Annotated in this window: 20 protein-coding genes; 6 read left to right on the top strand and 14 right to left on the bottom strand. The window is 56.9% G+C overall.

From position 1 onward, the window contains the following. Window positions 1-75: 75 nt before the first annotated feature. Complete coding sequence (locus tag AOP6_RS10940) at window positions 76-1122, top strand: KamA family radical SAM protein (protein ID WP_155876769.1); 1047 nt, start codon at window positions 76-78, stop codon at window positions 1120-1122. 18 nt (window positions 1123-1140) lie between these two features. Here AOP6_RS10940 and AOP6_RS10935 read toward each other — a convergent pair whose 3' ends face one another. The 3 genes from AOP6_RS10935 to efp are packed head-to-tail and all read right to left on the bottom strand — an operon-like array spanning window position 1141 to window position 3569. Next, window positions 1141-2085: a phospholipase A gene (locus AOP6_RS10935; protein ID WP_155876768.1), complete on the bottom strand. Its 945-nt coding sequence runs from the start codon at window positions 2083-2085 to the stop codon at window positions 1141-1143. 2 nt (window positions 2086-2087) lie between these two features. Then, a complete protein-coding gene (gene epmA, locus AOP6_RS10930; protein ID WP_155876767.1) occupies window positions 2088-2999 on the bottom strand; it encodes an EF-P lysine aminoacylase EpmA in 912 nt (303 codons plus the stop codon). 6 nt (window positions 3000-3005) lie between these two features. Then, window positions 3006-3569: an elongation factor P gene (gene efp, locus AOP6_RS10925; RefSeq protein WP_155876766.1), complete on the bottom strand. Its 564-nt coding sequence runs from the start codon at window positions 3567-3569 to the stop codon at window positions 3006-3008. A 188-nt stretch (window positions 3570-3757) separates the two neighbouring features. On the opposite strand from efp, the gene AOP6_RS10920 reads away from it, so the two are divergent. The 3 genes from AOP6_RS10920 to AOP6_RS10910 all read left to right on the top strand — a co-directional run bounded on the left by AOP6_RS10920 (window position 3758) and on the right by AOP6_RS10910 (window position 7948). Then, window positions 3758-4321, top strand: coding sequence for an elongation factor P (locus AOP6_RS10920; protein WP_155876765.1), 564 nt, complete (start codon window positions 3758-3760; stop codon window positions 4319-4321). 458 nt (window positions 4322-4779) lie between these two features. Next, entirely contained in the window at window positions 4780-6402 is a 1623-nt protein-coding gene (locus AOP6_RS10915; RefSeq protein ID WP_225897278.1) for an OFA family MFS transporter, read from the top strand. A 232-nt stretch (window positions 6403-6634) separates the two neighbouring features. Further along, window positions 6635-7948, top strand: coding sequence for a CDP-alcohol phosphatidyltransferase family protein (locus tag AOP6_RS10910; protein WP_155876763.1), 1314 nt, complete (start codon window positions 6635-6637; stop codon window positions 7946-7948). 16 nt (window positions 7949-7964) lie between these two features. Here AOP6_RS10910 and AOP6_RS10905 read toward each other — a convergent pair whose 3' ends face one another. The 7 genes from AOP6_RS10905 to AOP6_RS10875 form a co-directional block, all read right to left on the bottom strand. Then, window positions 7965-9149: a PAS domain-containing sensor histidine kinase gene (locus AOP6_RS10905; RefSeq protein ID WP_213194569.1), complete on the bottom strand. Its 1185-nt coding sequence runs from the start codon at window positions 9147-9149 to the stop codon at window positions 7965-7967. Window positions 9150-9331: 182 nt separating this feature from the next. After that, window positions 9332-9712, bottom strand: coding sequence for a hypothetical protein (locus tag AOP6_RS10900; RefSeq protein ID WP_155876761.1), 381 nt, complete (start codon window positions 9710-9712; stop codon window positions 9332-9334). 214 nt (window positions 9713-9926) lie between these two features. Next, on the bottom strand, window positions 9927-10505 hold the full coding sequence (locus tag AOP6_RS10895) for a GPR1/FUN34/YaaH family transporter (RefSeq protein WP_155876760.1): 579 nt from the start codon (window positions 10503-10505) through the stop codon (window positions 9927-9929). A 447-nt stretch (window positions 10506-10952) separates the two neighbouring features. Beyond that, window positions 10953-12338, bottom strand: a complete 1386-nt coding sequence (locus AOP6_RS10890; protein WP_155876759.1) for a sigma-54 dependent transcriptional regulator — start codon at window positions 12336-12338, stop codon at window positions 10953-10955. Further along, window positions 12328-14307, bottom strand: a complete 1980-nt coding sequence (locus AOP6_RS10885; protein WP_155876758.1) for a cache domain-containing protein — start codon at window positions 14305-14307, stop codon at window positions 12328-12330. Before AOP6_RS10885 ends, AOP6_RS10890 begins: the two co-directional genes overlap by 11 nt. Window positions 14308-14426: 119 nt before the next feature. After that, window positions 14427-15551, bottom strand: a complete 1125-nt coding sequence (locus AOP6_RS10880) for an AI-2E family transporter (protein ID WP_155876757.1) — start codon at window positions 15549-15551, stop codon at window positions 14427-14429. Further along, complete coding sequence (locus AOP6_RS10875; protein ID WP_213194567.1) at window positions 15548-16090, bottom strand: cyclic nucleotide-binding domain-containing protein; 543 nt, start codon at window positions 16088-16090, stop codon at window positions 15548-15550. The genes AOP6_RS10880 and AOP6_RS10875 overlap by 4 nt, the downstream gene beginning before the upstream one ends. A 215-nt stretch (window positions 16091-16305) precedes the next feature. Between AOP6_RS10875 and AOP6_RS10870 the strand changes: the two genes are divergently transcribed. Together AOP6_RS10870 and uvrC are read left to right on the top strand one after the other, a co-directional pair. Beyond that, complete coding sequence (locus AOP6_RS10870; RefSeq protein WP_155876755.1) at window positions 16306-16815, top strand: ferritin family protein; 510 nt, start codon at window positions 16306-16308, stop codon at window positions 16813-16815. Window positions 16816-16826: 11 nt separating this feature from the next. Further along, complete coding sequence (uvrC, locus tag AOP6_RS10865) at window positions 16827-18722, top strand: excinuclease ABC subunit UvrC (RefSeq protein ID WP_155876754.1); 1896 nt, start codon at window positions 16827-16829, stop codon at window positions 18720-18722. Window positions 18723-18807: 85 nt separating this feature from the next. Here the strand turns inward: uvrC and AOP6_RS10860 are convergent, their stop codons facing one another. From AOP6_RS10860 to AOP6_RS10845, 4 genes are all read right to left on the bottom strand, one after another. Continuing rightward, a complete protein-coding gene (locus AOP6_RS10860) occupies window positions 18808-19572 on the bottom strand; it encodes a nucleotide-binding protein (protein ID WP_155876753.1) in 765 nt (254 codons plus the stop codon). A gap of 167 nt (window positions 19573-19739) precedes the next feature. After that, window positions 19740-21242: a 4-alpha-glucanotransferase gene (gene malQ, locus AOP6_RS10855; RefSeq protein ID WP_155876752.1), complete on the bottom strand. Its 1503-nt coding sequence runs from the start codon at window positions 21240-21242 to the stop codon at window positions 19740-19742. Window positions 21243-21260: 18 nt separating this feature from the next. Beyond that, window positions 21261-21647, bottom strand: a complete 387-nt coding sequence (locus AOP6_RS10850) for a pyridoxamine 5'-phosphate oxidase family protein (RefSeq protein WP_155876751.1) — start codon at window positions 21645-21647, stop codon at window positions 21261-21263. A 52-nt stretch (window positions 21648-21699) separates the two neighbouring features. Further along, window positions 21700-23784: a 3-hydroxyacyl-CoA dehydrogenase NAD-binding domain-containing protein gene (locus AOP6_RS10845; protein ID WP_155876750.1), complete on the bottom strand. Its 2085-nt coding sequence runs from the start codon at window positions 23782-23784 to the stop codon at window positions 21700-21702. Between the last annotated feature and the right edge of the window lie 71 nt (window positions 23785-23855).

Genomic DNA, 23855 nt, shown 5'->3' with positions numbered 1-23855 from the left:
GCAAGGGGCGCCCTTTTCACGTGCCTTGCCTGAATGGTCGGAACGCGACAGGTAAGAGGGAGTCTGGTTTAATCGATGGAACGCTGGCAGCAACAACTGAAGGAATCAATCACGAGCCCGGATGAACTGGGCCGGCGCTTCGGGCTGGACCCCGTCGAGACAGGCCGGGTCGCCAGCCGGTATCCGCTGCGCATCACCCCCTATTATCTGGACCTCATCCAGGAACAGGGCGATCCGATCTGGCGGCAATGCGTACCGGACGGCGCAGAGCTGGTGGCAGACGAGGATCTGGCGGACCCTCTGGACGAAGAGGCTCTTTCTCCCGTTCCGGCCATCGTACATCGTTATCCCGATCGGGTGCTCTTTCTGGTCAGCGGCACCTGTGCCACCTACTGCCGGTTCTGCACACGCAAACGCAAGGTCGGTTGTCCGTCCATGCGGGTCTCCTTTCAGGAGGTGCTTGACGGCATCGCCTATATCGCCAAAACGCCCGGGGTAAGGGATGTTCTCCTTTCCGGCGGTGATCCGCTGATGATGTCGGACCTGCTGCTCGAAGACATTCTTGGTCGCCTCCGCGCCATCCCTCACGTGGAGATCATTCGTATTGGCACCCGCATGCCGGTGACCCTGCCCGACCGCATTACCGACGGGCTCTGCAAGGTGCTGCGCCGCTTTGCCCCTCTCTACCTGAACACCCACTTCAATCATCCCCGCGAGCTTACTCCCGCCGCGGCCGAAGCCTGTCGCCGCCTGGCCGATGCCGGTGTGGTGCTGGGCAATCAGACGGTGCTCCTTAAGGGGGTCAACGATGATGCCGAGGTGATGGCGGAACTGTTCAGAGGCCTGCTGCGCCTGCGGGTGCGGCCCTACTATCTGCACCACATGGATCTGGTCAGCGGCACCAGGCACTTTCGCACGCGGGTGGAGAAGGGCATCGACATACTCAAGGCTCTGCGCGGCCAAGTGTCAGGGCTGGCCATTCCTCACTATGTCATTGATCTGCCGGGTGGCAGAGGGAAGGTTCCTGTGCTGCCGGACTATGTTGAGAAAATGGGAGACGAACTGTTGATCCGCACAGGCGCGGGCGAGCTGGTGCGATTTCCCAACGACTGCTCCGGCTAGAGGCTGGACGGGGTGGGTTTACAGCCAGTTGGCAATAATGACCCCCACACCGATTCTGTTGGTGGAATGGTTGTAGTCGATCAGGCTTTCGCCGTAGCCGTTGAAATACTGGATATAGCCATCGAAGCGGGGATGCAGGGGGAAACTCCAGTCGATTTGGACAGCACCGTAGTTTTGCGAGCGTAAGTTATTGCGCAGCATGATGCCAAAGCGCTGATCTCCCCAGGCATAGACCGCATGAAACTCTCCGTATCCCATGTACTTGTGAATGTCGGGGTTGTCGTCGCTCGAGCGGCTTTCCGGCAGGCGGTACCAGGGGCGCAGGGCAAAATAGAGGTTGCCCCGTTCAAAGGCGAGTTGGGCGTACAGGCGATTCCAGCTGCGAGACAAGGGTTCACTGCGACCGTTGGACTGATGTTCGAAACCCAGGGTGATGAGGCGGTTGCGTACACCCAGCAGGGAAAGGTCATTGTCAAAAGTGAGAAAAATTTCAGGCTGGTAGTTCGTTTCCCGAAAGGGGGAGGAGGCATCCGTATTATAGGCCTGCCAGTGGGATTGCTGGGTGTAGCCTGCGAACAGGGTGCCACGGCCGGCGATGCGCTCCCACAGGGGCGTTTTGAAGCTCACCTGGAACTTGACTTCCATCTCCCGAAGCTCCAGGTTGCGGTCCGTCCCCGTATAGGGTTCATCGTTGACAGAAGAGTTGTAGGTGACAGGCAGCAGGTAATTCTGTTTGTGAGGCATGATGGCGAAACGGCTGGCGGACATCTTTTTTTCGAAGGCCCGTCTCTGGCCAATAGCCGATTCGATGGGCGCGATGAGGGCTTCTTCCGGGAGGGTTTCCGCGCCGGGGATATTCTCGGCCCCGCTGCATATGGGCAGCACCAGCAAGGTCAAGAGGAAAAGAATACCTGGCCATGCGGCCAGAGAGCTGAAGCGGAAAGATATCGTCCACTGTTCCATGTTTATAGTTCCTCCGGCGTGAAGGCGACCACCTCGTCGATGGTGTTGGCGTCAGTCAGCAGCATGACGAGCCGGTCAAGGCCCAGGGCAATTCCGGCCGATTCCGGCATAAGCGGCAGCTCGGTCAAAAACTTCTCCGCCAGCGGGTAGGGTGGCTTGCCTGCCGCCTGCCGCCTGGACTCCTCGGCCTCAAAGCGCTGGCGCTGTTCGGACGCATCCGTCAGCTCTGAGAAAGCATTGGCCAGTTCCATCCCCAGGACATAGAGCTCAAAGCGCTCCGCCACCTCCGGTTGTCCTGGTTTGCGGCGGGCCAGGGCCGCCAGTGAGCCCGGATACTCGGTGAGAAAGGTCGGTCGTTCGCAGCCAAGCTTTGGCTCGATCTCGAAAGCGATCACCTCGTCAAAGGTTTCCGTCGCCAGAGCCTGCTCCAGGCTGACGGAGCCATACCGATGAAACGCCTCACTGACGGTCAGTCGCTCCCACGGAGACTCCAGGCGCAGTGTCTGACCCTGCCAGCGCAGGGTGCCGTCGGGAACCAGGCTGGTCAGCAGGGCTTCGCACTCGTCCATGAGACTATTATAGTCGATGCCGGTACGATACCATTCGAGCATGGTGAATTCAGGCAGATGGCGACTTCCTCTCTCCTGGCCGCGCCAGCAGGGGCAAATCTGGAAAATCCGCTCATAACCGGCCGCCAAAAGGCGTTTCATGCACAATTCTGGCGAGGTGTGCAGGTACCAGCCCTCGCTGCCGACAGGGTCGATATAGCTCTCGGGGGCGTTGGCGGGTACGCGATGGGGGGTGCTCACCTCGAGGTAGCCGGCTTCCATAAAAAAGGCCCGGATCCTGTGCAGAATCCGGGCTCTTTTTTCAAGGTTCAGACGTTTCCTGGTCAGAGCCCAGTTCGGGTCCATCCTCATTTATTCCTTGACGCGGGTGACATAATCGCCGGTGCGAGTGTCAATCTGGATGAGATCCCCTTGCTCGACAAAGGAGGGTACGGATAGATTGTACCCGCTTTCGACCGTGGCGGGCTTGTTGTTGCCGGCGGCAGTGTCCCCCTTGACCCAGGGATCGGCCTGGGTAACGCGCAGGTTGACGAAATTGGGCAGGGTGATGCCGATGCCGCGGCCGTTAAACATGAGGATCTTTACTTCCATGTTGTCTTTGAGAAAGTATTTGTCGTCGCCCAGGGTTTCTTCGGCCAGGGTGACCTGCTCGAAGGTCTTGTTGTCCATGAAGACATAACCGGCTTCGTCCTGGTAGAGGTACTGCATGTCACAGTCTTCCAGGGCGGCGGGTTCGAAGCTCTCGCCGGAGCGGTAGGTGCGGTCGAAAAGGGAGCCGGTGATCATGTTGCGCAGTTTGCACTTGTAAAGGGCCTGTCCCTTGCCAGGCTTGGTGAAGTCGAATTGGACAATAACGTGGGGCTCGCCGTCAATCATCAGCTTGAGGCCTTTTTTGAGGTCGGCACAGGTGTACATGGAACGTTCTCCTTCGTTAATTTTTTTATGTGGAATCAGATGGGGGAATCAATCCTTGAGAATTGCGCATTTAATCACAGGATTGTTTGTTTTGTCACTGAAAAATTCCTGAGCTGCCCGATTGTTTTTCCTGATGTCCCTGTGATACATTCTGCCGGCGCACCCAAATTTCCGCAAAGGAGCCAACCATGATCACTACCGCCGACTTTAAACGGGGCCTTGTTATTCAGCTTGATAATGCGCCCTGTCTTATCCTGGATCTGACGACCCAGTCACCTTCCGCCCGTGGCGGCAATACTCTGGTCAAAACCAAATATCGCAACCTGCTCACTGGCCAGGTGCTGGAAAAGACCTTCAAGGCGGGCGACAAGGCCGACGAAGCCGATTTCGAGCGGCGCAAGGGGCAGTTCCTCTATCCTTCCGGGGATGGTGGCGTCTTTATGGATCTGGAAAACTACGAGCAGTACGAACTGGATGAAGAACTCTTCGCTCCGATCCAAGGTTTCCTGCTGGAGGGCGCCGACGTTCAACTCGGCGTTTTCGAAGGACGGGTTGTCAGTGTCGATCCTCCCATGATCGTCGAACTGCTGGTCACTGAAACGGCCCCGGCGATCAAGAATGCCACGGCCACGGCCCAGACCAAGGATGCGGTTCTTGAAACGGGAATGCACATCCAGGTTCCCGGTTACCTTGAGGCCGGCGAGCGCGTCAAGGTCGACACCCGCGAAGGACGTTTCGTCTCCCGCGCCTGATCCCTCTTGCCAATACCTGTTTTGAGCGCCACCTCCGTTGGGGGTGGTTTTTTATTTTCTCCCCCATGATTTTCCTGCTTCTCCTCAGGAACCTTAGTTCACGGCGGTTTTTTTGCAGAACTGCAAAATGTCGAATGGTGCTGATTGCGACACCGCGAAAGGTTTGCCTTCCGACCCTCCCTATCTCCTTAGCCCGCTTGTGACAGCGGTTTAGACCCCCTTCCAGCGTCCTGGGCCAGGCTTTGGTGAGTCCTTAATCTTTTGCATTCGTGCAAATATGCAGAGATCGTACTGGTCAGGGTTTCTATCCGCAGTCTCCATTCAAGTTTCCGAAAACATTACAGAAAAAAAATTAATAGGATAAAAATCAAACATTGGTATGGCGGTTGCTCTATGAGGTATACAACACGGGAACCGACTGGCCCGAACTGACAACATCCTATTGGAGCAGGTTCACGATGGTTTGTCCCTATTTTCGCCAGAACGAAGATTATTGCGATGTGGGTTGCGGTTACATTTCACCGCACGATGTGAAAACCATCGTCGCGTTCTGTAACTGCCGGTTCAGGGATTGCGCCAAGTATCAGGAACTCGCCGAGCGTGTTGGTTCCCTGCCTGAGCCGCATACCGATATGCCCCGGCCCGGTCTAGCCGCCATGGCCCCGCAGGCAAAAGCTGTCCCGGCTGCTCGGAAAACGCCCACGATAAACATCCCCTTCAAATCACGCTGGCCCTTGTCTTTTCAGTTGCGATACGTAACGGCTCATTATCATGAAGCCTATATTTCACCCATGACAGAGGAGAGAAAAATGTCTGAACAGTCGAGCAGTAGAGGTTGGACCGTCGTTTTAGCCGGGACCGGAATAAACCTGGCTCTGGGTATTCTTTATGCTTACAGCATGCTCAAGGGAGACATCGCCAAGTTGTTCGATGGCGCCGGCGATCCATACGCTACCGCCTGTCTGGCCTTTGCCCTGTCCATGATTATTGGCGGCAAGATGCAGGACAAGGTCGGTCCCCGCATGACTGCCATTGTCGGCGGTCTTCTGGTCGGCGCCGGCTTTCTGGTCTGCTCACAGACGTCCAGCTACTGGGGCTGGATTTTCGGCTTCGGCGTCCTGGCCGGCCTCGGTTTCGGTTTCGGCTATTCAGCCGCTACGCCTCCCGCGCTCAAGTGGTTCTCTTCGGCCAAAACCGGCCTGATCGCAGGTATCGTTGTTTCCGGTTTCGGCATCGCCCCTGTCTACCTGGCGCCTCTAAGCAAGTACCTGCTGGGTAGCTATGGTCTGCACAGCACCATGATGATCCTGGGCATCGCTTTTATCGTTATTGTCTGCGGGATGGCCCTGCTGGTCGCTAACCCGCCCGCCGGTTACGTTCCGGCCGGTTCGGCGCCCGCCACATCCAAAAAGAGTTCGGCCGTGGAAAAGGCTCCTGGCGAAATGCTGCGTGAAGGTCGCTTCTACACCCTGTGGCTGACTTACTTCATCGGCGCTGGTGCCGGTCTTATGGTTATCGGCAGCATCGCCGGCATCGCCAAGCAGAGCATGGGCGAGATGGCCTTTATCGCCGTGGCCGTTATGGCTGTGGGTAACGCTGCCGGACGCGTCGTTGCCGGCGTCCTTTCTGACAAAATCGGCCGTGCCACCACCCTGACCATCATGCTGGTCTTCCAGGCCATCCTCATGTTCGGCGCCATTTCGGTGGTGGGCAACACCAATTCGAGTGCCGTCATCGTCACTTTGCTGGCTACTTTCATCGGCTTCAACTATGGCACGAACCTGTCCCTCTTCCCCTCCTTTGCCAAGGACTATTGGGGCGTTAAAAACTACGGCATGAACTACGGCATTCTGTTCTCCGCCTGGGGCATCGGGGCCTTCGTCCTGGTCAAGCTTTCAGCGGCGCTCAATGTCAAGTTTGGTGGCTTCACCACCTCCTTCATGGTGGCCGGTATCATGCTGCTGGTCGGCGCCATGATGTCCCTGTCCCTGCGACCCAAAAAAGCCGAAGTGGCCGTCGAAGTGCCGGCAACCGTTGGCATCGAGGAAGAGGAACTGGCCTATCAGGAAGCTTCCAAGTAAACTGTCTTTCGCAGGATATCGCCTGTATTGAACCACAAAAACCCCGCCTATTCGGTGGGGTTTTTGTGGTTTTTGACCGTAGATGGAGCCCAGCCGCTAGGCTGGTCAGTGACCCTGGCTTCCATTTTTTCGGGTTGACAGGGAGGGACCCCGGTGGGATAAGAGGGGCGTAGGATATTTACTCTGCCAGCATGTTGGCTATTGCTTCCCCTCTCATCCGTAACAGGACGCCATGACTGTATACACTTCCATTCTCCTTGAAATCGCCCTGCCGGTGCTACTGATGCTGGGGGCCGAGCGCTTTGCTGTCACTTACTTTCTGCGAACCCCCGGCCAGGTCGCCTGGGTGCGTCGTCATACATGGCTCCACCCCAATTCCATCAGCCGGGCCCGGTATCCCATGGGTTTTGTCTCCGCGGCCTTGCTACATATGGGCTATCCGAAGATGGCTTTTTTGTTCTTTACCTTCTGGATGATTACCGACATCACGGATGGCGATATTGCTCGCAAATGCGACCTCCACACGGAAGAAGGGGAGACGATCGATCCCTTTTCCGACAAGCTCATGTACACCCCCATGCTGGTGTATCTCTCCTGGCGGGGCTGGCTCAACCCCTATCTCGTCGGGTTTTTTCTGACCTTCGATATTGCTGGCCAACTCTCCCGCTATTTTATCAAGGTCAAGGCGGCCAACCTCTTCGGTAAGGCCAAGACCTTTCTGGTTGTGGTTTTGTTGATCGTCGTTGGTCTGGAGTGGATCTACGGTCCTTTGCCGCTCCTTGGAAGATCCATCCAGCCGCTGATGGGCATGGTTGCCGCCCTGGCCTTCTGTTCCACTTTTTTCAAGCTTATTCCCAACTACTGGTATGCCAATATCCTCAGCATTCTGAACCTGGTATGCGGACTGGCCGGCTGTTGGGTGATACTCGCCGGGCATCCACCCGTCTACGCGCTGGGACTGGTTTTTCTCGGGCAGTTTCTTGACCTCTTTGACGGCAGGGCAGCTGAGCGCTGGGGATCAACACCGCAGGGAGAGCTTTTTGACGATGTGGCCGATGGCACGAGCTTCGGCCTTACCGTCGGACTAATCGTCACTGCCTCTTTTGCCGAACTGTGGATCGGTGCTCTGATCGGCGCCGGCTATGTTGGTGCGGTGGTTTACCGTCTGGTGCGCTTTGTGGTGGAGAAACGAAAGGCCGGGATAGCCGGTGGGGTGGGGACTTTTTCGGGAATGCCATCGCCGGCCGGTGCTTTGCTGGCGGGGACGACCTGTGTGCTGATTCCCGGTGATCTGCTGTCAGCCCTTATCGTGGTGGGGACGTCTTTGCTGATGATCTCACGGGTACCCTATCCCCACTTTGGCCGGACGGTGTTGCCCAAGATTCCCAAAATCGCCAAGGTACTTTTTCTAGGGGTCTTTTTGTTTCTGCTTGCCCTGGGGGTTCGTCGCGATCACTATACCGCCGCTCTGGTTGTGTCCATGATTGCTGCCGTCGCCTATCTGGTTTCGCCCCTGTTCTGGAAGGGATCCGATCGCAGCGAATAGCCAGCCTGACGACGTTCTATTCTCTGCTAAGAGGACCGTGGACAGGCGGGACATCTTCCATTTCGACCCAGAAGGTACTGCCGCCGCCTGGCGTATCCTCAAGCCAGGCTTTGCCGCCATAGGCCTGGGCTACTTTCTGCACGATGGCCAGTCCCAGGCCGGAGCCATCCGCTTTTTGGGTATTTTCACCCCGGAAAAAAGCCTCAAAAATCCTGCTTCGTTCCTTTTCTGAAATTCCTCTGCCCCGGTCCTGTACAAAAAATCGAATCACGTTTCCCTGTTTCTGTCCATCGATACGGATACAGTCGTTAGTCCCGGTAGCGTAGCGCAGGGCGTTGCCAATAAGGTTGCTGAAAATCTGGGTGAGAAAGGTTTCAGGAACATGCAGTGAGGGAAGCTGACCGACTGAGACCTCGATGCCGGCATTGTTCAGATGACTTTTCAGCTCGGTCAGGACAGAGTTCACCACTTCGGTTGCAGGGACCGGAGATTGGGGGCGTTCCAGTCGACCTGCCGTGGCCAGGCAAAGCAGATCCTCCAGCAGCTTCAGCATCTTTGTTCCCGCTTTTTCAATCTCCCTGAGAATATCCTCCGTCTGGCCATCCCATTGCTTTTCATGCTCATTCTGCAGGAATTCGGCAAAACCGATGATCGCCGCCAGAGGGGTGCGCAGATCATGGGAAATGGTATAGACAAATCTCTCCAATTCCCTGTGGGCCGCATTCATCTCTCCCTCAAGGTGTTTCGATTTGCTGATGTCGCGCATGGCTGTGTGATAGGTCTCGTCGGGCATCATTTTGCTGTTCATGGCGACAGGAACCGTGGAGCCGTCTTTTCTGGACAGATTCCGTTCGGTCAGTACCACCTTGCCGGCTTTGACCAGATCATAGCGCAGGGGTTTTATCGCTCTCTCTTCGTCCGAAAAGAGGCAGGAGATATTTCTGCCGATGAGTTCTTCCCTCTCGTATCCGGTCAAGATCAACGCGCTGGCGTTGGCAGCCGTAATGTTGCCCTGAGTATCCCCCAAAAAAATAGCATCCGCTGCCAGTTCCATCAGCGACCGGTAACGGGCCTCCTGCGCGGCCAGGGTGGCATAGGCTTCCTGGTTTTCACGTAACTCGTGCCGGAGCCGTTCGATTTCCCCCTGCATCTGGGCCATCTGCTGACTTGGGGTGCTGCCAGGTTTTTGGTCGGACGGCATAAGGGGTTCCCCTGTAGATGGAGCCTGCATTGGAAAACATGGAATGTCAGGGGCTTCAGCTTGTGAGTCTTGACCCCAGCATAAATGGATATGACCTTAGCATAAAGCGCAGGCGGGGAAAACTCAGGAAATTCCTGAGGGGGAGGGAGACTTTCACAAAGGGGGGCGATCTTTAGACGAAATCAGGGGACGGTGGTGTCGACGTAGTGCGCATGGGGAGTGACGCTTTTGAGAGCTTGAACAAAGGAGGACCCTAACGGTTTCATCAGGAAGACAGTGAGAGTGCCCATGACGACGAGGGCCATGGTCCAGTTGAACATGGCCGTAAACCATTCCCAGTCCACTTCCGCCTGCTTTTTGCGTTTTTCTTCCTCCTTGTCCAGCTCTTCCTGGCTGCGTGCCCCTTTGCGCATGAGGCGACCAGAGGTGAGGAAAATAACAGCGGAAATGACGAAATGAGGCATGACCTCAATGGAGAGTTTGCCGGTGCCGAGCATGACACCGTAAAAGATCATGGAGCACAGGCCGAGCAGGGTAAGATGTTGGCTCAGTCGGGCGTTCACAAGCTCTCCTCGTGGCTCGTTCCCCAAATTTCTTCGGACGGACGTACAGGGAATCGGAGTACAGCTATGGCATGCCCTGCCATGGGGGTATGTTAAAACGTCATTTTAAATTAACCGCCGGCGAGGCGGGTTGTCAAGGGAAAGCTGCAAGTGTGGTAACGGCGGCCTTTGGTGGATTCAACCGTAGGGTTGATTCCTTGGCACCTGTAAAGACTCAGCGTTTTGATGTGCTGGCGAAGAACTGGCGCAAGGCTGGTGTCATGGCGGCATACAGGGCCATGGACCCAGCCAGCAGGCCGAAAGCGCCGGCGAGAATCCGCAGGGTCGGGCTGGGCAGGGATATTGCCACCGCCAGAGTTAAGATCATGCCGGACATGCCGGCAAAGACCAACTTGAGCGGGGCTGGAACCTGCGCATTGATCAGAAATATAACGGAGAAAATACCCCACATGGCGAGATAGGAGACGAGTTCGGCGGTCTGTGGCGCTGCCCCCGAATGACCTTCGGGCAGAATGATCAGAGCAATCAGGGAAATCCAGAAGAGGCCAAAGGCCGTGCAGGTGACGGCGCAGAAAGTGTGCTGTCGGCGCCACTCCATAATGCCGACAAGAATTTGGCCAACGCCGCCATAAAACATGCAGGCTGCCAGAATGTGGCTGTTTATGACAAAGAGCCCTGTGAGGTGTAAACCGAACAGGAGGGCAGAGAGCCCAAGGCCTAAAAGACCAAGAGGGGCGGAATTCACAGAGACAGATGACAGGGGAAGAATTGAAACCGTGGATTTGTCGATCATGGCAAAAACTCCCTTCGGGGTTTCTGATAGGCGGGATTACCGTCGCATGGAAGACGAACTGTCTTCCGAGTTGAAAAGCGGGTGCGGGGGAGTTTCGATCCGTCCCTCAACGGATCGAAGCCTCACCTCGCACCGTCGGAAGCAACTGACTATGCTTAAGAGCAAAGGGCGTACCAATACGCATGGAAAAACAGGAAAACAAAAAAACTATTAAAAACAATGGGTTGGGGGATGGGAAGGGTTGGGGTGGGAGGAGGCTTTTTTTGCGAATCTGCAAAAAGGCGCAGCAGGCCAGACTGTCTCAGCTGACTTATACGGGTGACTTCCGCCTGGAGAGCGGGTGAGTTGTTTAATTTCAGGGGCTTGTAATGAAAATCTTGGTCACACGATTTTTTTGCAGATATGCAAATTTACGGGGATTGATCTTTGCATCACTGCGAGCGTGGCTCAGGAAAAATCTTCTCGGCTGATATCGTATTTTTTGAGTTTTCGATAGATAGTCGCCATGTTCATGCCGGCCTCCCGGGCGGCGGCTTCAATATTGCCGCCGTTTTTTTGCAGCAGGCTTTTGAGATAACGGATCTCGAAATCGGCCAGGGCTGATGAATAGTCGTTTTCACCGTCCGAAGAAGGGTCTGGTTCTGCTGTGGATTCTTTGCCCGTGTCGATGAACTGGGCCAGGGTGTCGAGCTGGATGACCTCTGCTGTTTCCACGGCCATGGAGGCTTCCAGTACGTTACGCAGCTGGCGAATGTTGCCAGGCCAGGAAAACTGGCAGGTTGCATTAAGGGCTTCACTGGAGAGCCCTTTGATCTGGGTGCCAAATTTCTCGTTCTGCTGTTTGATGAAGTGGGTCACGAGCAGGGGGATGTCGCTTCGGCGTTCCCGCAGGGAAGGGAGCCTGAGATTCACCACGTTGAGACGATAGTAGAGATCTTCGCGAAAGGAGCCCTTCTCGACATCGGCTAGCAGATCCGCGTTGGTGGCCGACAGGATGCGGACGTTCACTTTGGTGGGGCGTGTATCGCCGATGCGATGGAATTCCTGCTCCTGCAGAAATCGAAGCAGAGTTTTCTGCACGTTCATCGGGAGATTGCCGACTTCGTCGAGAAAGAGGGTCCCTCCATCGGCCGCTTCCAGCAGTCCCTGCCGGTTCTCCGTCGCGCCCGTGAAGGCGCCTTTTTTGTAGCCGAAGAGTTCGCTTTCGAGCAGGGATTCTGGCAGGGCGCCACAGTTGATGGCGAGAAAACGCTTGTCGCGGCGAGGGCTGTTGTAATGAATGGCCTGGGCGATCAGCTCCTTGCCCGTACCCGACTCGCCGGTAATGAGCACGGAGGTGTCGCGGATGGCGATCTTTTCCACCGTCTCCATGAGAGGCCGCAGGCCGGTGGTGGCGCCGATGATATTGTCAAAGCGGAACTTGCCCACCAGTTCCTTGCGCAGCTCCTGGTTCTCTTCAAAAAGCTCGGTCTGCTTGAGGGCATTTTTGACCCGGTAGAGAAGTTCCTCGGGCTCGAAAGGCTTCGTCAGAATATCGTAGGCGCCCCGTCGCAGGGCCTGAATAGACATCTCCACCGTGGCGAAGGCGGTGATCATGATAACGGGGGTGGAGGGTGATTTTTCCTTGATGCGCTGCAGTACTTCGAGCCCGTCCATGCCCGGCATTTTAACATCGCTGATAACCAGGTCCCAGTCAGCGGCTTTGAATTCTTCCACCGCTTCAAAGGAGCGCGTGTAGGCTTTGGCCGTGTAGCCGTTGTCGGTGAGGATCGCCTCCATCATCCGGCAGAGGCCTTCTTCGTTATCAATCAGCATGATGCGTTTAGAAGCCATAGGAGCTTTCCTCTTGGGTCACGGGCAGCAGGACAGTGACGGTGGTCCCTTCTCCAACGATACTTTCCAGGGTGATCTTGCCATGGTGCTGCTCGATGATCTGTTTGGTGATGGCGAGGCCCAGGCCGGTGCCTCGTGCCTTGGTGGTGAAGAACGGTTCAAAGATCCTCTCCACATTTTCGGGCGGGATGCCGCAGCCATTGTCACGGAAGGTGATGTGAAGATAGCCGTCATCCCCCAGGCGGGTACCGACGACGAGCTGTCCGCCCTCCGCCATGGCGGGGCCGGCATTAAGAATCAGGTTGATGGCCACCTGCCGCATCTGGTCGCCGTCAGCGGGGATGTGCGGAAGGTCGCTGGCAAAATCGCAGACGACTGTGACATGGTGCATGTCCGTGTGATTGGCGGCAAAGTCGGTAATCTGGGTGAGGAGATCGTTGATGTCCGTCTGCTCCAGGGTCGGTTTGGGCGTGCGTGCATAACTCAAAAGATCCTGAACGATTTTTTTGCAGCGTTTGCTCTCCCGTTTGATCTCGTGGATATATTTATAGTTGGGATCTTCCGGCGGGATCTTACCTTCCATGTAGCTGGCGTAGCCCAGGATGACACCCAGGGGATTGTTAATTTCGTGGGCTACGCCGGAAGAGAGGATTCCCAGGGAAGCCATTTTCCCCTGCTGGGCGAGAGCCGCCTCCATTTCCTGATTACGCTTGATGATATCAGTCATGCGGTTGAAGGTGGTGGCCAGCTCGCCCAGTTCGTCTTGGGTTTCCACCTGCATCTGCACGTTGAGTCGGCCCTGTTTGACCTGGCGGATGACATCGATCATGTGATTTATGGGTTCCGTCAAGATCTTCGAAGCCAGGAAAATTAAAGCGACAGCCGCAATGCCCACGAAAAGCGGTAGCAGCAGCATGGCTGTGATGATGCGCCATTTGATGAGATTGGCTTCCAGGTAGAACTCGTCCTCGTAGGAGCCGACACCGACAATCCAGTCCCAGGGGGCAAAGTAGACATAACGCACTATTTTCATGCGGGGGACGGCTTCACCGGGGTTCAGCCAGGGGTAGCGGATCCAGCCGTTTTTCTTTTCAATCATTTCCTGCAGAAAGTGATTTCCTTCCGAATCCACGGCGTCGTAGTGGTTCTGTCCCTCCGCCTCGGGGTGCACGGTGAATTCACCTTCGCTGTCCATGCAGAAAATATAGCCGGTTTTACCAACTTTTTTGCTTTTCAGTTTGTCTTTGAGTTCTTCCAGAGAGCGGGTCTCAAAGGCCAGGTCTTCGTAGGTTTCATCGAGATAGCTGCTGACGGCGATAATCCAGTCCCATTCGCGGAAATAGCGATAGGCTGCGATTTTGCGCCGGGGAGCCGTATCGCCGAGGATTTCGTTTCGCCAGGGGTAGGTGATGAACTGAACTTCGTTTGTTCTGGAGTGAAGGGCGTTTTCGATCATCTCGCGGATGAAATAACGGTCGCATTCATCCTGTTCGTCAATGATGTTCTCCCCCTCCCGGGCAATATGAACCTTGAGATCCCCCGCCGTGGTAATGGCGTAGATATATCCGGTTTCTCCCACGCTGGTTTTTTTTAGCGCCTTTTTTGCTTCCGCCTTGGCCTGCTCAAGGCTGAGACTGCCGCTACGATACTGCTGGTGCTGGGCTTCGACGAGATTGTAAGCAAAGTCGGTGAGTACGCCCATATCTTCGGTAAAGGACTTGCGCTTATCCTGTTTGTAGACTTGGAACTGCTGGTAGTGGGAGTTGAGCAGGTCGAGTGTGAAGCCCGCCATATGGTCGAGGTCATCCATACTCGTCTGGGTGATGCCACGATAGGCCTGTTTGGTCGCGGTCACGCCGATGAGCGTCCCGACGATGAAGATCGGGATGAGGACCACCGGCAGCACGATCACCAGCATTTTTGGGCGAAGTTTGAGGTTTTTGACGAAACCGAAAAGGTACTTGCTCATCGAAGCCACATTGTTCAAGGGAGAATAGGGGCAGTATGGTGTATACGATACGGCAAAGTCAAGCTGCCGAGGCTGGCGTCATGAGCCCCGCGCAGATTCCTGACAGTCTCCATGAGCCGTCAGTGATGGCGGTCAGGCTCCGTGAGTTGTTCGGGTAAAAGGAAGGTCCGACGGTAATGTCGCGTTTCCAAAATAGCGATCTTGATGATGCTGGCGATGGGGACTCCGATGATCATGCCCAAAACCCCGTAGAGTTTGCCGCCCATGATAATGGCCAGCAGGACCCAGAGGGGGTGAAGGTTGGAAACACGGGAGATGAGGATGGGTATGAGGATGAAGTTGTCGACGATCACCTGGGCGATAAGGACATAGACCATGACAATCCACCAGAACTGGCCGCCCATGCCGAGATCGGTCAGCGCGATAAGCAGGCCGGGGATCATGCCGACCAGGGGCCCGATATAGGGTACCAGGTTGGTGATTCCGGCGAAGAGTCCCAGCAAGGGGGCATAACGGATGTCGGTGAAAGAAAGTCCTACGGTCACCACGACGCCGATAATAAAGGCTTCGAGGATCCGTCCCCGTATGAAGTGGGCCATCTGCTGGCTGATATGAAAGGAGAGGTCATGCAGCATTTCAAACTGGCGGTTGGGCGCCAGGGAAATTGTGGAGCGAAGAATCTTGCGTCCATCCCGCAGGAAAAAAAAGGAAAAGAGGGGGACGAGGATCAGCAGGCTGCCAAGGCGAAGGGCCGATTTGGGGGTCTGCACCAGAATGTAGCCAACAGTCGCTTCAATCAGGCCTCGGGCTTTGCTGATGAATTCATAGCTCTCCACCATGGGGAAGCGGGCCTGCAGGCCAAGTTGCACTTCTTTTACAAAGGCAACGAGGTTGCCGGCATAGCGTGGAATGTCCGTTCGCAGAGAGTTCCACATATCCACCCACTGGGGCATCAGCCAGCGAGCGGCCAGGTAAAGGACCGAGGAAATGAAGAGGTAAACAATGAAAATGCTGAGGGTCCGGTTGATGTGCTCCCTTTCGATGTATTTGACCAGGGGGTCGAGCAGGAAAGCTGTGATCAGGGCCAGCAGCAGGGGAAGAATCAGGCCGGCAGTCGCCGTTCTCAGCAGACCGAAAACATTGGTAGCCGAGGAAAAAATGGCCAGGCCGCTGGCAATGCCCGCCGTCAGCACCAGGTAAAGAAGAACGATTTGTGGACGGGTCAATTTTCTGGAGTCAGTCATTCGGGTAACCCTGTCGATTCATGCTCTTTGGCGGATGATTCGAGTTGGGCTTTGAGACGACGGATTTCATGACTGGCACTGTGAAGTCTCTCGCTGATACAACGCGTCAGACCCATCAGGATTTTATTGGCCAGGGTGAGATTTTTGGGGATCGCCTCCATCAGGTCGGCGCGAAAAAGTCCTACCAGTTCGGCATTTTCCAGAGTTCTTGCCGAAGCAGTCCTGCTGGCAGGGGCGGTGAGGGTCGTTTCTCCAAAAAAATCACCGGGGCCGAGCACCGCCACGTCTTCCTCCAGGCCCGACAGGGACTTGTGAAAGATGAGAACACGACCAGAGCGGACGATGTAAAGACCGCTGCCGGGATCGCCCTCCTTGAAAATCGTTTCGCCGGTACCGTAGTGGCGGATGTGGACGAGGGATTCGAGCAGACGGATTTCCCGCCCGCTCAGATCTGTGAACAAGGGGATTCTTCCCAGCAGGTAAGCCAGGGACTCTTCTTCAGATTTTTTGCGAAAAATATTGCCCCACAGCGGATTCACGATATGCTCCCTACACAAGGGTTTGGTTGCCGGAACCTCCTGGTTCCGTTGCGGCTAAAACAGCGTGTAATTATAACAGCTGCCCTGCTAAAAACCAATAAAAACGATAGCTAACCCAAAAGCCGGTTTTGGGGGCGTCCTTTTGCCTAAACCACTGTGTTGACAGCCCATCGGCTCCCTGATATTCTTCGCCCTGCTTCGAAGGAGGTTTGCCCATGGATGTTTTTCGCTGCAGGATATGTACGGAGCCGTACCTCGAATCGGTGAGACCCACCCACTGTCCCTTCTGCGGAGCCCGTCAGGAGTACATTGTCCCGGCTGGAGACTATGAGCCAAACGCCATTGCCGAGTTGTCAGGCAAGAGCCGCGAGTATCTCCAGAAAGCCCTGGCCCAGCAGGTGGACAACAGCCAGTTCTACCGGGGGGCATCCAAGGTGGCTGATTCGGAAGAGGGCGCCGCTCTCTTTGCCGCCATGGCGGCCCAGGAAGCCCGCCACGCCGAGATTGTCTGCCGCATGCTGGGCCTGCCCGTTCCCGAAGATTTGCATGATACGGGTTCTTGTTCTCCGTCTCACAAAGAAAATCTGGCCGAGGCCGGCAAGCGCCAGACGCGCCTGTCCAAGGTCTATGCGAAGTTTCTGGAGGATGCCGGCGAGGAACGGGTCCGCGAGGTTCTCAAGGCTTTTATTGAGATCGAAAACGATCATCTCGGGCTTGCCGGATAAAACAGGGCCTCATGCACAGACAAGCCAGGGTTTCCCTGGCTTTTTTTATTGGCGGAGAGTCCACAGTGCAGGACGTCGATCTGAAAAAATATCCTACCGCTTCCGGTGTCTACCTTATGAAGGAGACCGGCGGAACGGTTCTCTATGTGGGGAAAGCCAAGAATCTGCGCGCCCGACTGCGCAGCTATTTCTCCCGGGAGGGTGACGGACGCGCCCATATCCGCTTTCTGATGAACAAGGTCCATAGCATCGAGACCATTGTGACGGATACGGAAAAAGAAGCCCTGATTCTTGAAAACACCCTCATCAAAAAATACCGCCCCCGTTACAATATCAACCTGCGGGATGACAAAACCTATGTCTCCCTGCGGCTGGATCTGCGGGAGGCGTTTCCCTTTCTGCAGGTGGTGCGGAAGGTCAAACGTGACGGTGCCCTCTATTTTGGCCCCTTCTCGTCCTCCTCGGCCGTGCGTGAGACTCTGAAGGAGATCTATCGCATCTTTCCGTTGCGCCACTACCCCATGGAGATCTGCCGCCGGCGGCGGCGCCCCTGTCTTTTCTATCAGATTGGACAGTGTAGCGCGCCCTGTCATGGTCATATCAGCGCCGAAGAGTACGGTCGGTTGGTGCGGGGCGTGATTTCCCTCCTCTCGGGCAGAGAGACTGAGGTCATTGACATGATCCGCCAGCGCATGCGGGAAGCCTCGGCCGCTCTGCGCTTTGAGGAGGCCGCCCGGTTGCGGGATCAGATCCGCGCCATCGAGGAGACGGTGGAGCGCCAGAAAGTCTGGGACGCCGGTGGCGGCGACCAGGATATTTTCGGTCTGCACCGTGAAGGAGGGGAGGTCGAGCTGGCGGTTCTCTTCATCCGCCAGGGCAAGCTGATTGACCGCCGCAGTTACAATCTGGAGTGGCGGATGGATGACGATGAACTCCTCTCTTCCTTTCTGCAGGAATTCTATGGCCGGGATATTCTCATTCCCGATGCGGTGCTGCTCCCCTTTCTGCCGGCGGACAGCGATACCCTCGCCGAGTGGTTGGGGGATCGCAAGGGGAAAAAAGTGCATCTGGCGGCTCCACAGCGAGGTGATCGTCGGGCCCTGGTGGAGATGGCGGGCCGCAACGCCTTGGAGGCTTTCCGGGAGAGGGGCAGCCGGCGTGAGGCGCGGGAGCAGGTCCTGGAAGAGATTCGCGAGCGGCTGCAACTGAACCGGGTGCCTCATCGTATGGAATGCTTCGATATCTCCAACGTGCAGGGGGATTTCAGCGTGGGGAGCATGGTCGCCGTCATCGACGGCGAACCGGCCAGTGAGGCCTACCGCCATTTTCGTATCCGCACCGTCGAAGGGGCCGATGACTACGCTTCCCTGCGGGAAGTGGTGGGCCGCCGTCTCAACCGAGGGCTGGCCGATGGGGAGTTGCCGGATTTTATTCTCATTGACGGTGGCAAGGGCCAACTTGCCGTACTGGCAACGCTTCTCGATGAATTGAATCTGCAGGAGCGTATTGATATCGCCGGTATTGCCAAGAGCCGGGTGATCAGCAACGTCAGGGGTAAGGCGGTGGAGCGCAGCGAGGAGCGCTTTTTCCGGCCGGGGAGGAAAAATCCCGTTCTGCTGCGCCAGGGTGGGGCTGCCCTCTTCATGCTGGAGCGTCTGCGGGATGAGGCTCACCGCTTCGCCATTACGCACCATCGCAAGGTGCGCCAAAAAGCCACGCTTCGCTCCCCCCTTGACGAGGTGCCGGGGATAGGGAAGTCGCGGCGCCAGCTGCTGTTGAAACACTTCGGCAGTCTGAAGAAAATCCGCGAAGCCTCGTTGGAAGAACTGCAGGCGGTTCCTGGTCTGCCGCGCCAGGTGGCCGAGGAGGTGCACGCCTTTTTGCACCGGTCGAATACCCCTTCCTGATGCACGTACCGCTCTACCTGCACAAAAAAACGCCCCGGGCCAATGACGGCCGGGGCGTTTTTTTGTGCTCGGTTGGTGAGGATGCTTACTCCACGGTAACCTTGGCGTCCTCAACGATGACGGCATATTGATAGCCATAGCCGAAATCCTTGTCCACCGCCAGGGCTCCGCTGATCAGGACGGTATCACCTACGGCTGCGGTCTCCGCGGTGGTGATGGTCAGGTCATTGGTCCCTTCGGCACCGGAGCCATCCTGCAGGTGAATCCAGTTTTTACCCATGATCTGGGGGCTGAATTTGACCACTTTGCCCCGGACGTTGACGGTTTTGCCAGCCAGGTCGGCCTTGGCTGCATAGACTTCGGCCACCGTCTGACCGCCTGCGGCTTTGGTGATGCCACTGAGATCGATGTCCGCCGCGGGTGCCTGTGAGCGAACGTCGGGATGCCCGGCAGGCATAGCTCCCTCGGCGCCAGCTTGGGCCGCACCGCCGACAAGGACGCCATCAACAAAATAGACGAGGTCAAAGTCGCGGTTCAGCGTTTTGCTGTGATAGTTCTCCATGGGCATACCGTCGGGTACGACGACGGCGTCCCCTACCTTGACGGCAAATTCAGGCGCGGCCGCCCAGATCTTGGCGCTGCCGGTATCGACCTGAACATAGGTGTAACCAGCGGCGTTCATGGTTTCAACGACGGTTCCTGATTGGCCGGCAGCCTGTTTAGCTTCAGCCTGCGGCGCCGCGGCGGGTTGTTGGCTGGCGGCGGGAGTTTCGCTGTTCTGGTTCTTGCAGCCTGCAACCAGCAGGGCCGTCACAGCAAAGGACAACAACAGAATACGAGTCTTTTTCACGGAGATCCTCCAAGGGTTGGTCGGGCGGTTCCACCGTCCGGAGTTCCAGGTTATTAATGAATACCTCGCGAGAATCTACCATAAGTGTTTATCCAGACACAAGCCAGCAGGTATAAAATCGTTTATGCGCACCCCTCGCACCTGTTCATCTGCACAGCGAGAACTGCTCATTCGCCCGAAAAGGGTGCCCTGCCGTAGAGCCGGGTCAGCTCCGCGAGACCTGCGCCTTTATCGTTAGTCATCTGCTCGCCGCAAAAACGCCAGCCCCAGTTGCCGCTGCTGGTGCCGGGGGTATTCATGCGGGCCGAGGCGTCGAGGCCGAGGATATCCTGCATCGGCAGAATGCACAGACCGGCGACACTGGACAGGGCACAGCGGATCAGATCCCAGGGCATGTCGCGCAAGCTGCTTCCCAGGTAGTGTTTTACCGCGGTCTTTTCGGCGGCAGCCAGGGCTTTCCACCAGCCGAGGGTGGTATTGTTGTCGTGGGTGCCGGTGTAGATGACGCAGTTCCGGGTGAGGTTGTGGGGAAGGTAGGGATTCCGTGGACCTGAACCGAAGGCGAATTGCAGGATCTTCATGCCAGGAAAAGCAAAGTCGTCGCGCAGTGCTTCTACTTCCGGGGTGATGACGCCCAGGTCCTCGGCGATAAGCGGGAGCGAACCCAATGCCGCCTGTAGCGTCTGGAATAGCTTGCGGCCGGCTGCGGGTCGCCAGTGACCGCCGACAGCTGTCTTCTCAGTCGCCGGAATGGCCCAGTACGATTCGAAACCACGGAAGTGATCGATGCGCACCAGGTCGGTCAGGGCCAGGTTCCAGCGAAAGCGGGCCAGCCACCAGGAAAAGTCCTGTTCCTCCAAACGTTCCCAGTTATAGAGCGGGTTTCCCCAGCGCTGGCCCGTCGTACTGAAATAGTCGGGAGGGACACCCGCCACGAGGGTTGGATTCTGGTTCTCATCAAGATAAAAGAGGTGAGGATTCGCCCATACATCGGCGGAATCGAAGGCGACGAAAATGGGGATATCACCCATAATCCGCACACCGCGGCCATGGGCGTGGGCTTTGAGAGAAAACCACTGCTCAAAGAAGACGAACTGGGCGTATTTTTCGAACAGGATTGGTTCGGCGAGGTCCTCACCCCAGGACTGCAGAGCCTGCGGCTGGCGGCGGCGCAGCGCTTCCGGCCACTGGCTCCAGCTTTGGCCGGAAAAATGATTTCGCAGAGCTTTGAACAGGGCATAGTCGTGCAGCCAATAGCCCTGTTCTTCAGTGAAACGGGCAAAGGCGCTGGCGCGATTGGTAGCGCCCTGCCGGAAAAAAGTGGTGGCGCCTTTGCGCAGCAGTCTGTCCTTGACGAGATGAGCCTGACTGAAGTGGGCGGTCCCTTCTTCGAAGTCGATTCCTTTAAGGTCGGCGGCGTCGAGATCCCCATTGACTACGAGGTCTTCCAGGTCGACAAGAAGAGGATTTCCAGCGAAGGCGGAGAGGGCGTTGTAGGGGGAATCGCCGTACCCCGTTGGCCCGAGGGGAAGAATCTGCCAGACGCTCTGTTGGCTGTCAGCTAGAAAATCGATGAAGCGGCGGGCTTCTTTGCCCAGGCTGCCGAGGCCAAATCTTCCTGGCAGGGAGGTGGGGTGCAGAAGAATTCCGCTGGCGCGATGAGTGAGCATGCCGGTGTCTCCAGTGGGTCAGGCGTCCTGGCCGGATCCGATCAGGGGCAATTCTTTGTCAATCTGGAAAATGACCAGAAAACGCGTTTTCGGCAAGTCGTCCTGCTTGCCGGGGTAGCGGCGGCTCAAGGTTTCAATCAGGGGAGAGTCGGTCTCTTCCCGTACTTTGGTCAGAAAGAGTCTCTTGCCGCGGTAGCCCGGACCCTCTTCAATGAACATGTAGGCGGCGTGCGGGTTCGATTGCAGGTTGTGGTGACTGAGCCGCTCGAGCATGATCATCGCCAGGGTGCCATCTTCCATCACGTGCGGGCGTGCATAGATGGCGCAGTCGACCCGGCCTTTGTCGTCTGCGGTGGAAAGAATGCCGGTACCCTTGGTGTTTTCAAAATAGTCGTGCAAATTCATGGTTGATTCTCCTTGTAAGGGTCGTTTGTCAGCGTGAAAATAGAGCCTTCACTCAGGGATAGAAGCGCTCGTGGGTTTTTAGGAAATCACAGGGATCGAAGCGGTCTCCCAGCGTCCCTTCCAGGTCGGTCAACTCCAGAACGAGGCGCCGCAGCCCCTCCTGGTCGGCCCAGCGGCATAGCCCGCCGGTAAAGGGGGGGAATCCTGTGCCGAAGATCATGCCCGTGTCGATTTCTTCCGGACCCGCGACAATCTTTTCATCGAGACAGCGACCGGCCTCGTTGACCATCAAAAGCAGCAGTCGGCGCCAATCGGCCTTGGTCGCCTCCCGGTCGGCGGCCAGGTTGACCATGGGGCTGACGTCCTTGTTGGGCTCGGGATCTTTGCCGGCCTGATAAAGATAGAACCCCTTGCCGCCTTTCTTGCCGAGCAGTTTCTCCGCCGCAACCTCATCGAGCAGGGGGCTGCGATGCAGATAAGGGAAAGCCTCGGCCAGTGTTTTGCCGACCTCAAAAGCCACGTCGATTCCCACCTCGTCAATAAGCCGGAATGGCCCCATGGGCAGGCCAAATTCCTTGGCCTGCTTATCAACAGAGGTCCACTTGACGCCGGCAGCGGCGAGGAGGCAGGCCTCATTGAGATAGGCTCCCAGTAGACGATTGACCAGAAAGCCGGGGGAGTCGGCGACCAGAATGGGCGTTTTGCCAAGACGTGTGGCCGTCTTGAACAAGGTGGCCAGGGTGTCGTCCTGGGTGTCCTGCCCTTTAATGATCTCCACCAAGGGCATGCGATGCACCGGGTTGAAAAAATGCAGACCGGCTACCCGCCCGGGGTATTCGGCGACCTTCTGCAGTTCGGTGACGGACAGGGCCGAGGTGTTGGTGGCGAAAAGAGCTTCGGTGGGGAGGACGGACTCGAGCTCCTGCAGAACGGACTGTTTAACCTCCATGTTTTCTACCACGGCTTCAACCACGAGGTCCATTTTCGAAAAACCATCATAGCCCACCTGTCCGCTCAGTCGCGCCATCTTTTTGTTGATCTGCGCCTCGGTGGCCTTTTTGCGGCCGAAAAGTTCGCGGGCTCGGGCCAGTCCTTTGTCCACGGATTCCTGCCGGATATCTGTCAGGGTGACCTCCAGGCCTTTGTCCACCATGAGTTGGGCGATTTCGGCCCCCATGACACCGGCGCCGATAACACCTGCCCGCTCGATGCTCCGGGCGGTTCCCGAGGGGGACCCTGCTTTTTTAGGGCGCTGACTGAGAAAGAAAACATGGACCAGGTTGCGGCACTCGGGGGTGATGATCAGTTCGCCGAGGGCTTCGGCTTCCAGTTTAAGACCCTGGTTCAGAGGGAGGTCCCAGCTGTGCTTGATGACCTCCAGCGCCTTCAGGGGCGCGGGATAATGGCCACCTGTCTCTTCAAGAACCTTTTTGCGGGCCTGGTAAAAGAGGGCCATTCTTCCGACGGGGTTCTTCTCCAGCATCCAGGCGCGGACGCTGTCCTTTTGGTTCGGCGGTAGTTCACCCTCTTGCGCCAGTCTCTCCACCCGCGTCAGGGCGACGCTCTGCAATTCCGTCGGCGCCACACAGTCGTCGGCCAGGCCCATCTCCAGCGCCTTGGCCGCCGACAGGGTGCGGCCGCTGAGGATAAGGTCGAGGGCGCTACTCAGCCCGACCAGACGGGGCAGCCGCTGGGTGCCGCCAAACCCTGGGAGAATGCCCAGCTTTATTTCAGGCAGGGCCAGATGGGCGCCTTCGGCCAGGACGCGGCTGGTGCAGGCAAGCGCGAATTCCGTGCCGCCTCCCAGGCAATGGCCGTGGATGGCGGCCACGGTGGGGATGGGCAGTCCGGCCCAAAGGCCGAGAATCTCCTGACCTCGCCGGGCGAGCTCCGCCCCTTCTGCGGCGGAGCTGATCTTGGTGAAACTGCCGATGTCGGCGCCGGCAATAAAGCCCGCCTCTTTGGCGCTCTGGATAATGGCCCCGCGGAGGTCCTCGTCCCGCTCCAGCTCCAAGGCGACCTGCTCCAGGTCCTGGAGGAATTCTTCATTAAGGAGGTTTACCTTGCCCGTGGGCGAATCCAAAGTGACGCGGGCGATGCCGTCATCTACCGTGTAGTGTACATACTTGTTGCTCATGGTTTCTCCTTCTTGGTGTCGGATGTCCAACCATAAGGATACCTGCTGAACGCCAGGGATCAATGCTCCAG

This window comes from Desulfuromonas sp. AOP6 (assembly GCF_009731355.2).
Taxonomy (GTDB): domain Bacteria; phylum Desulfobacterota; class Desulfuromonadia; order Desulfuromonadales; family SZUA-540; genus SZUA-540.
This window is presented reverse-complemented; position numbering and strand designations above follow the sequence as displayed.

Coding starts and splice junctions, on each gene's coding strand:
- AOP6_RS10940 (WP_155876769.1), top strand. CDS start 76: ATGGAACGCTGGCAGCAACAACTGAAGGAATCAATCACGAGCCCGGAT.
- AOP6_RS10935 (WP_155876768.1), bottom strand. CDS start 2,085: ATGGAACAGTGGACGATATCTTTCCGCTTCAGCTCTCTGGCCGCATGG.
- epmA (WP_155876767.1), bottom strand. CDS start 2,999: ATGGACCCGAACTGGGCTCTGACCAGGAAACGTCTGAACCTTGAAAAA.
- efp (WP_155876766.1), bottom strand. CDS start 3,569: ATGTACACCTGTGCCGACCTCAAAAAAGGCCTCAAGCTGATGATTGAC.
- AOP6_RS10920 (WP_155876765.1), top strand. CDS start 3,758: ATGATCACTACCGCCGACTTTAAACGGGGCCTTGTTATTCAGCTTGAT.
- AOP6_RS10915 (WP_225897278.1), top strand. CDS start 4,780: ATGGTTTGTCCCTATTTTCGCCAGAACGAAGATTATTGCGATGTGGGT.
- AOP6_RS10910 (WP_155876763.1), top strand. CDS start 6,635: ATGACTGTATACACTTCCATTCTCCTTGAAATCGCCCTGCCGGTGCTA.
- AOP6_RS10905 (WP_213194569.1), bottom strand. CDS start 9,149: ATGCCGTCCGACCAAAAACCTGGCAGCACCCCAAGTCAGCAGATGGCC.
- AOP6_RS10895 (WP_155876760.1), bottom strand. CDS start 10,505: ATGATCGACAAATCCACGGTTTCAATTCTTCCCCTGTCATCTGTCTCT.
- AOP6_RS10890 (WP_155876759.1), bottom strand. CDS start 12,338: ATGGCTTCTAAACGCATCATGCTGATTGATAACGAAGAAGGCCTCTGC.
- AOP6_RS10885 (WP_155876758.1), bottom strand. CDS start 14,307: ATGAGCAAGTACCTTTTCGGTTTCGTCAAAAACCTCAAACTTCGCCCA.
- AOP6_RS10880 (WP_155876757.1), bottom strand. CDS start 15,551: ATGACTGACTCCAGAAAATTGACCCGTCCACAAATCGTTCTTCTTTAC.
- AOP6_RS10870 (WP_155876755.1), top strand. CDS start 16,306: ATGGATGTTTTTCGCTGCAGGATATGTACGGAGCCGTACCTCGAATCG.
- uvrC (WP_155876754.1), top strand. CDS start 16,827: ATGCACAGACAAGCCAGGGTTTCCCTGGCTTTTTTTATTGGCGGAGAG.
- malQ (WP_155876752.1), bottom strand. CDS start 21,242: ATGCTCACTCATCGCGCCAGCGGAATTCTTCTGCACCCCACCTCCCTG.
- AOP6_RS10850 (WP_155876751.1), bottom strand. CDS start 21,647: ATGAATTTGCACGACTATTTTGAAAACACCAAGGGTACCGGCATTCTT.
- AOP6_RS10845 (WP_155876750.1), bottom strand. CDS start 23,784: ATGAGCAACAAGTATGTACACTACACGGTAGATGACGGCATCGCCCGC.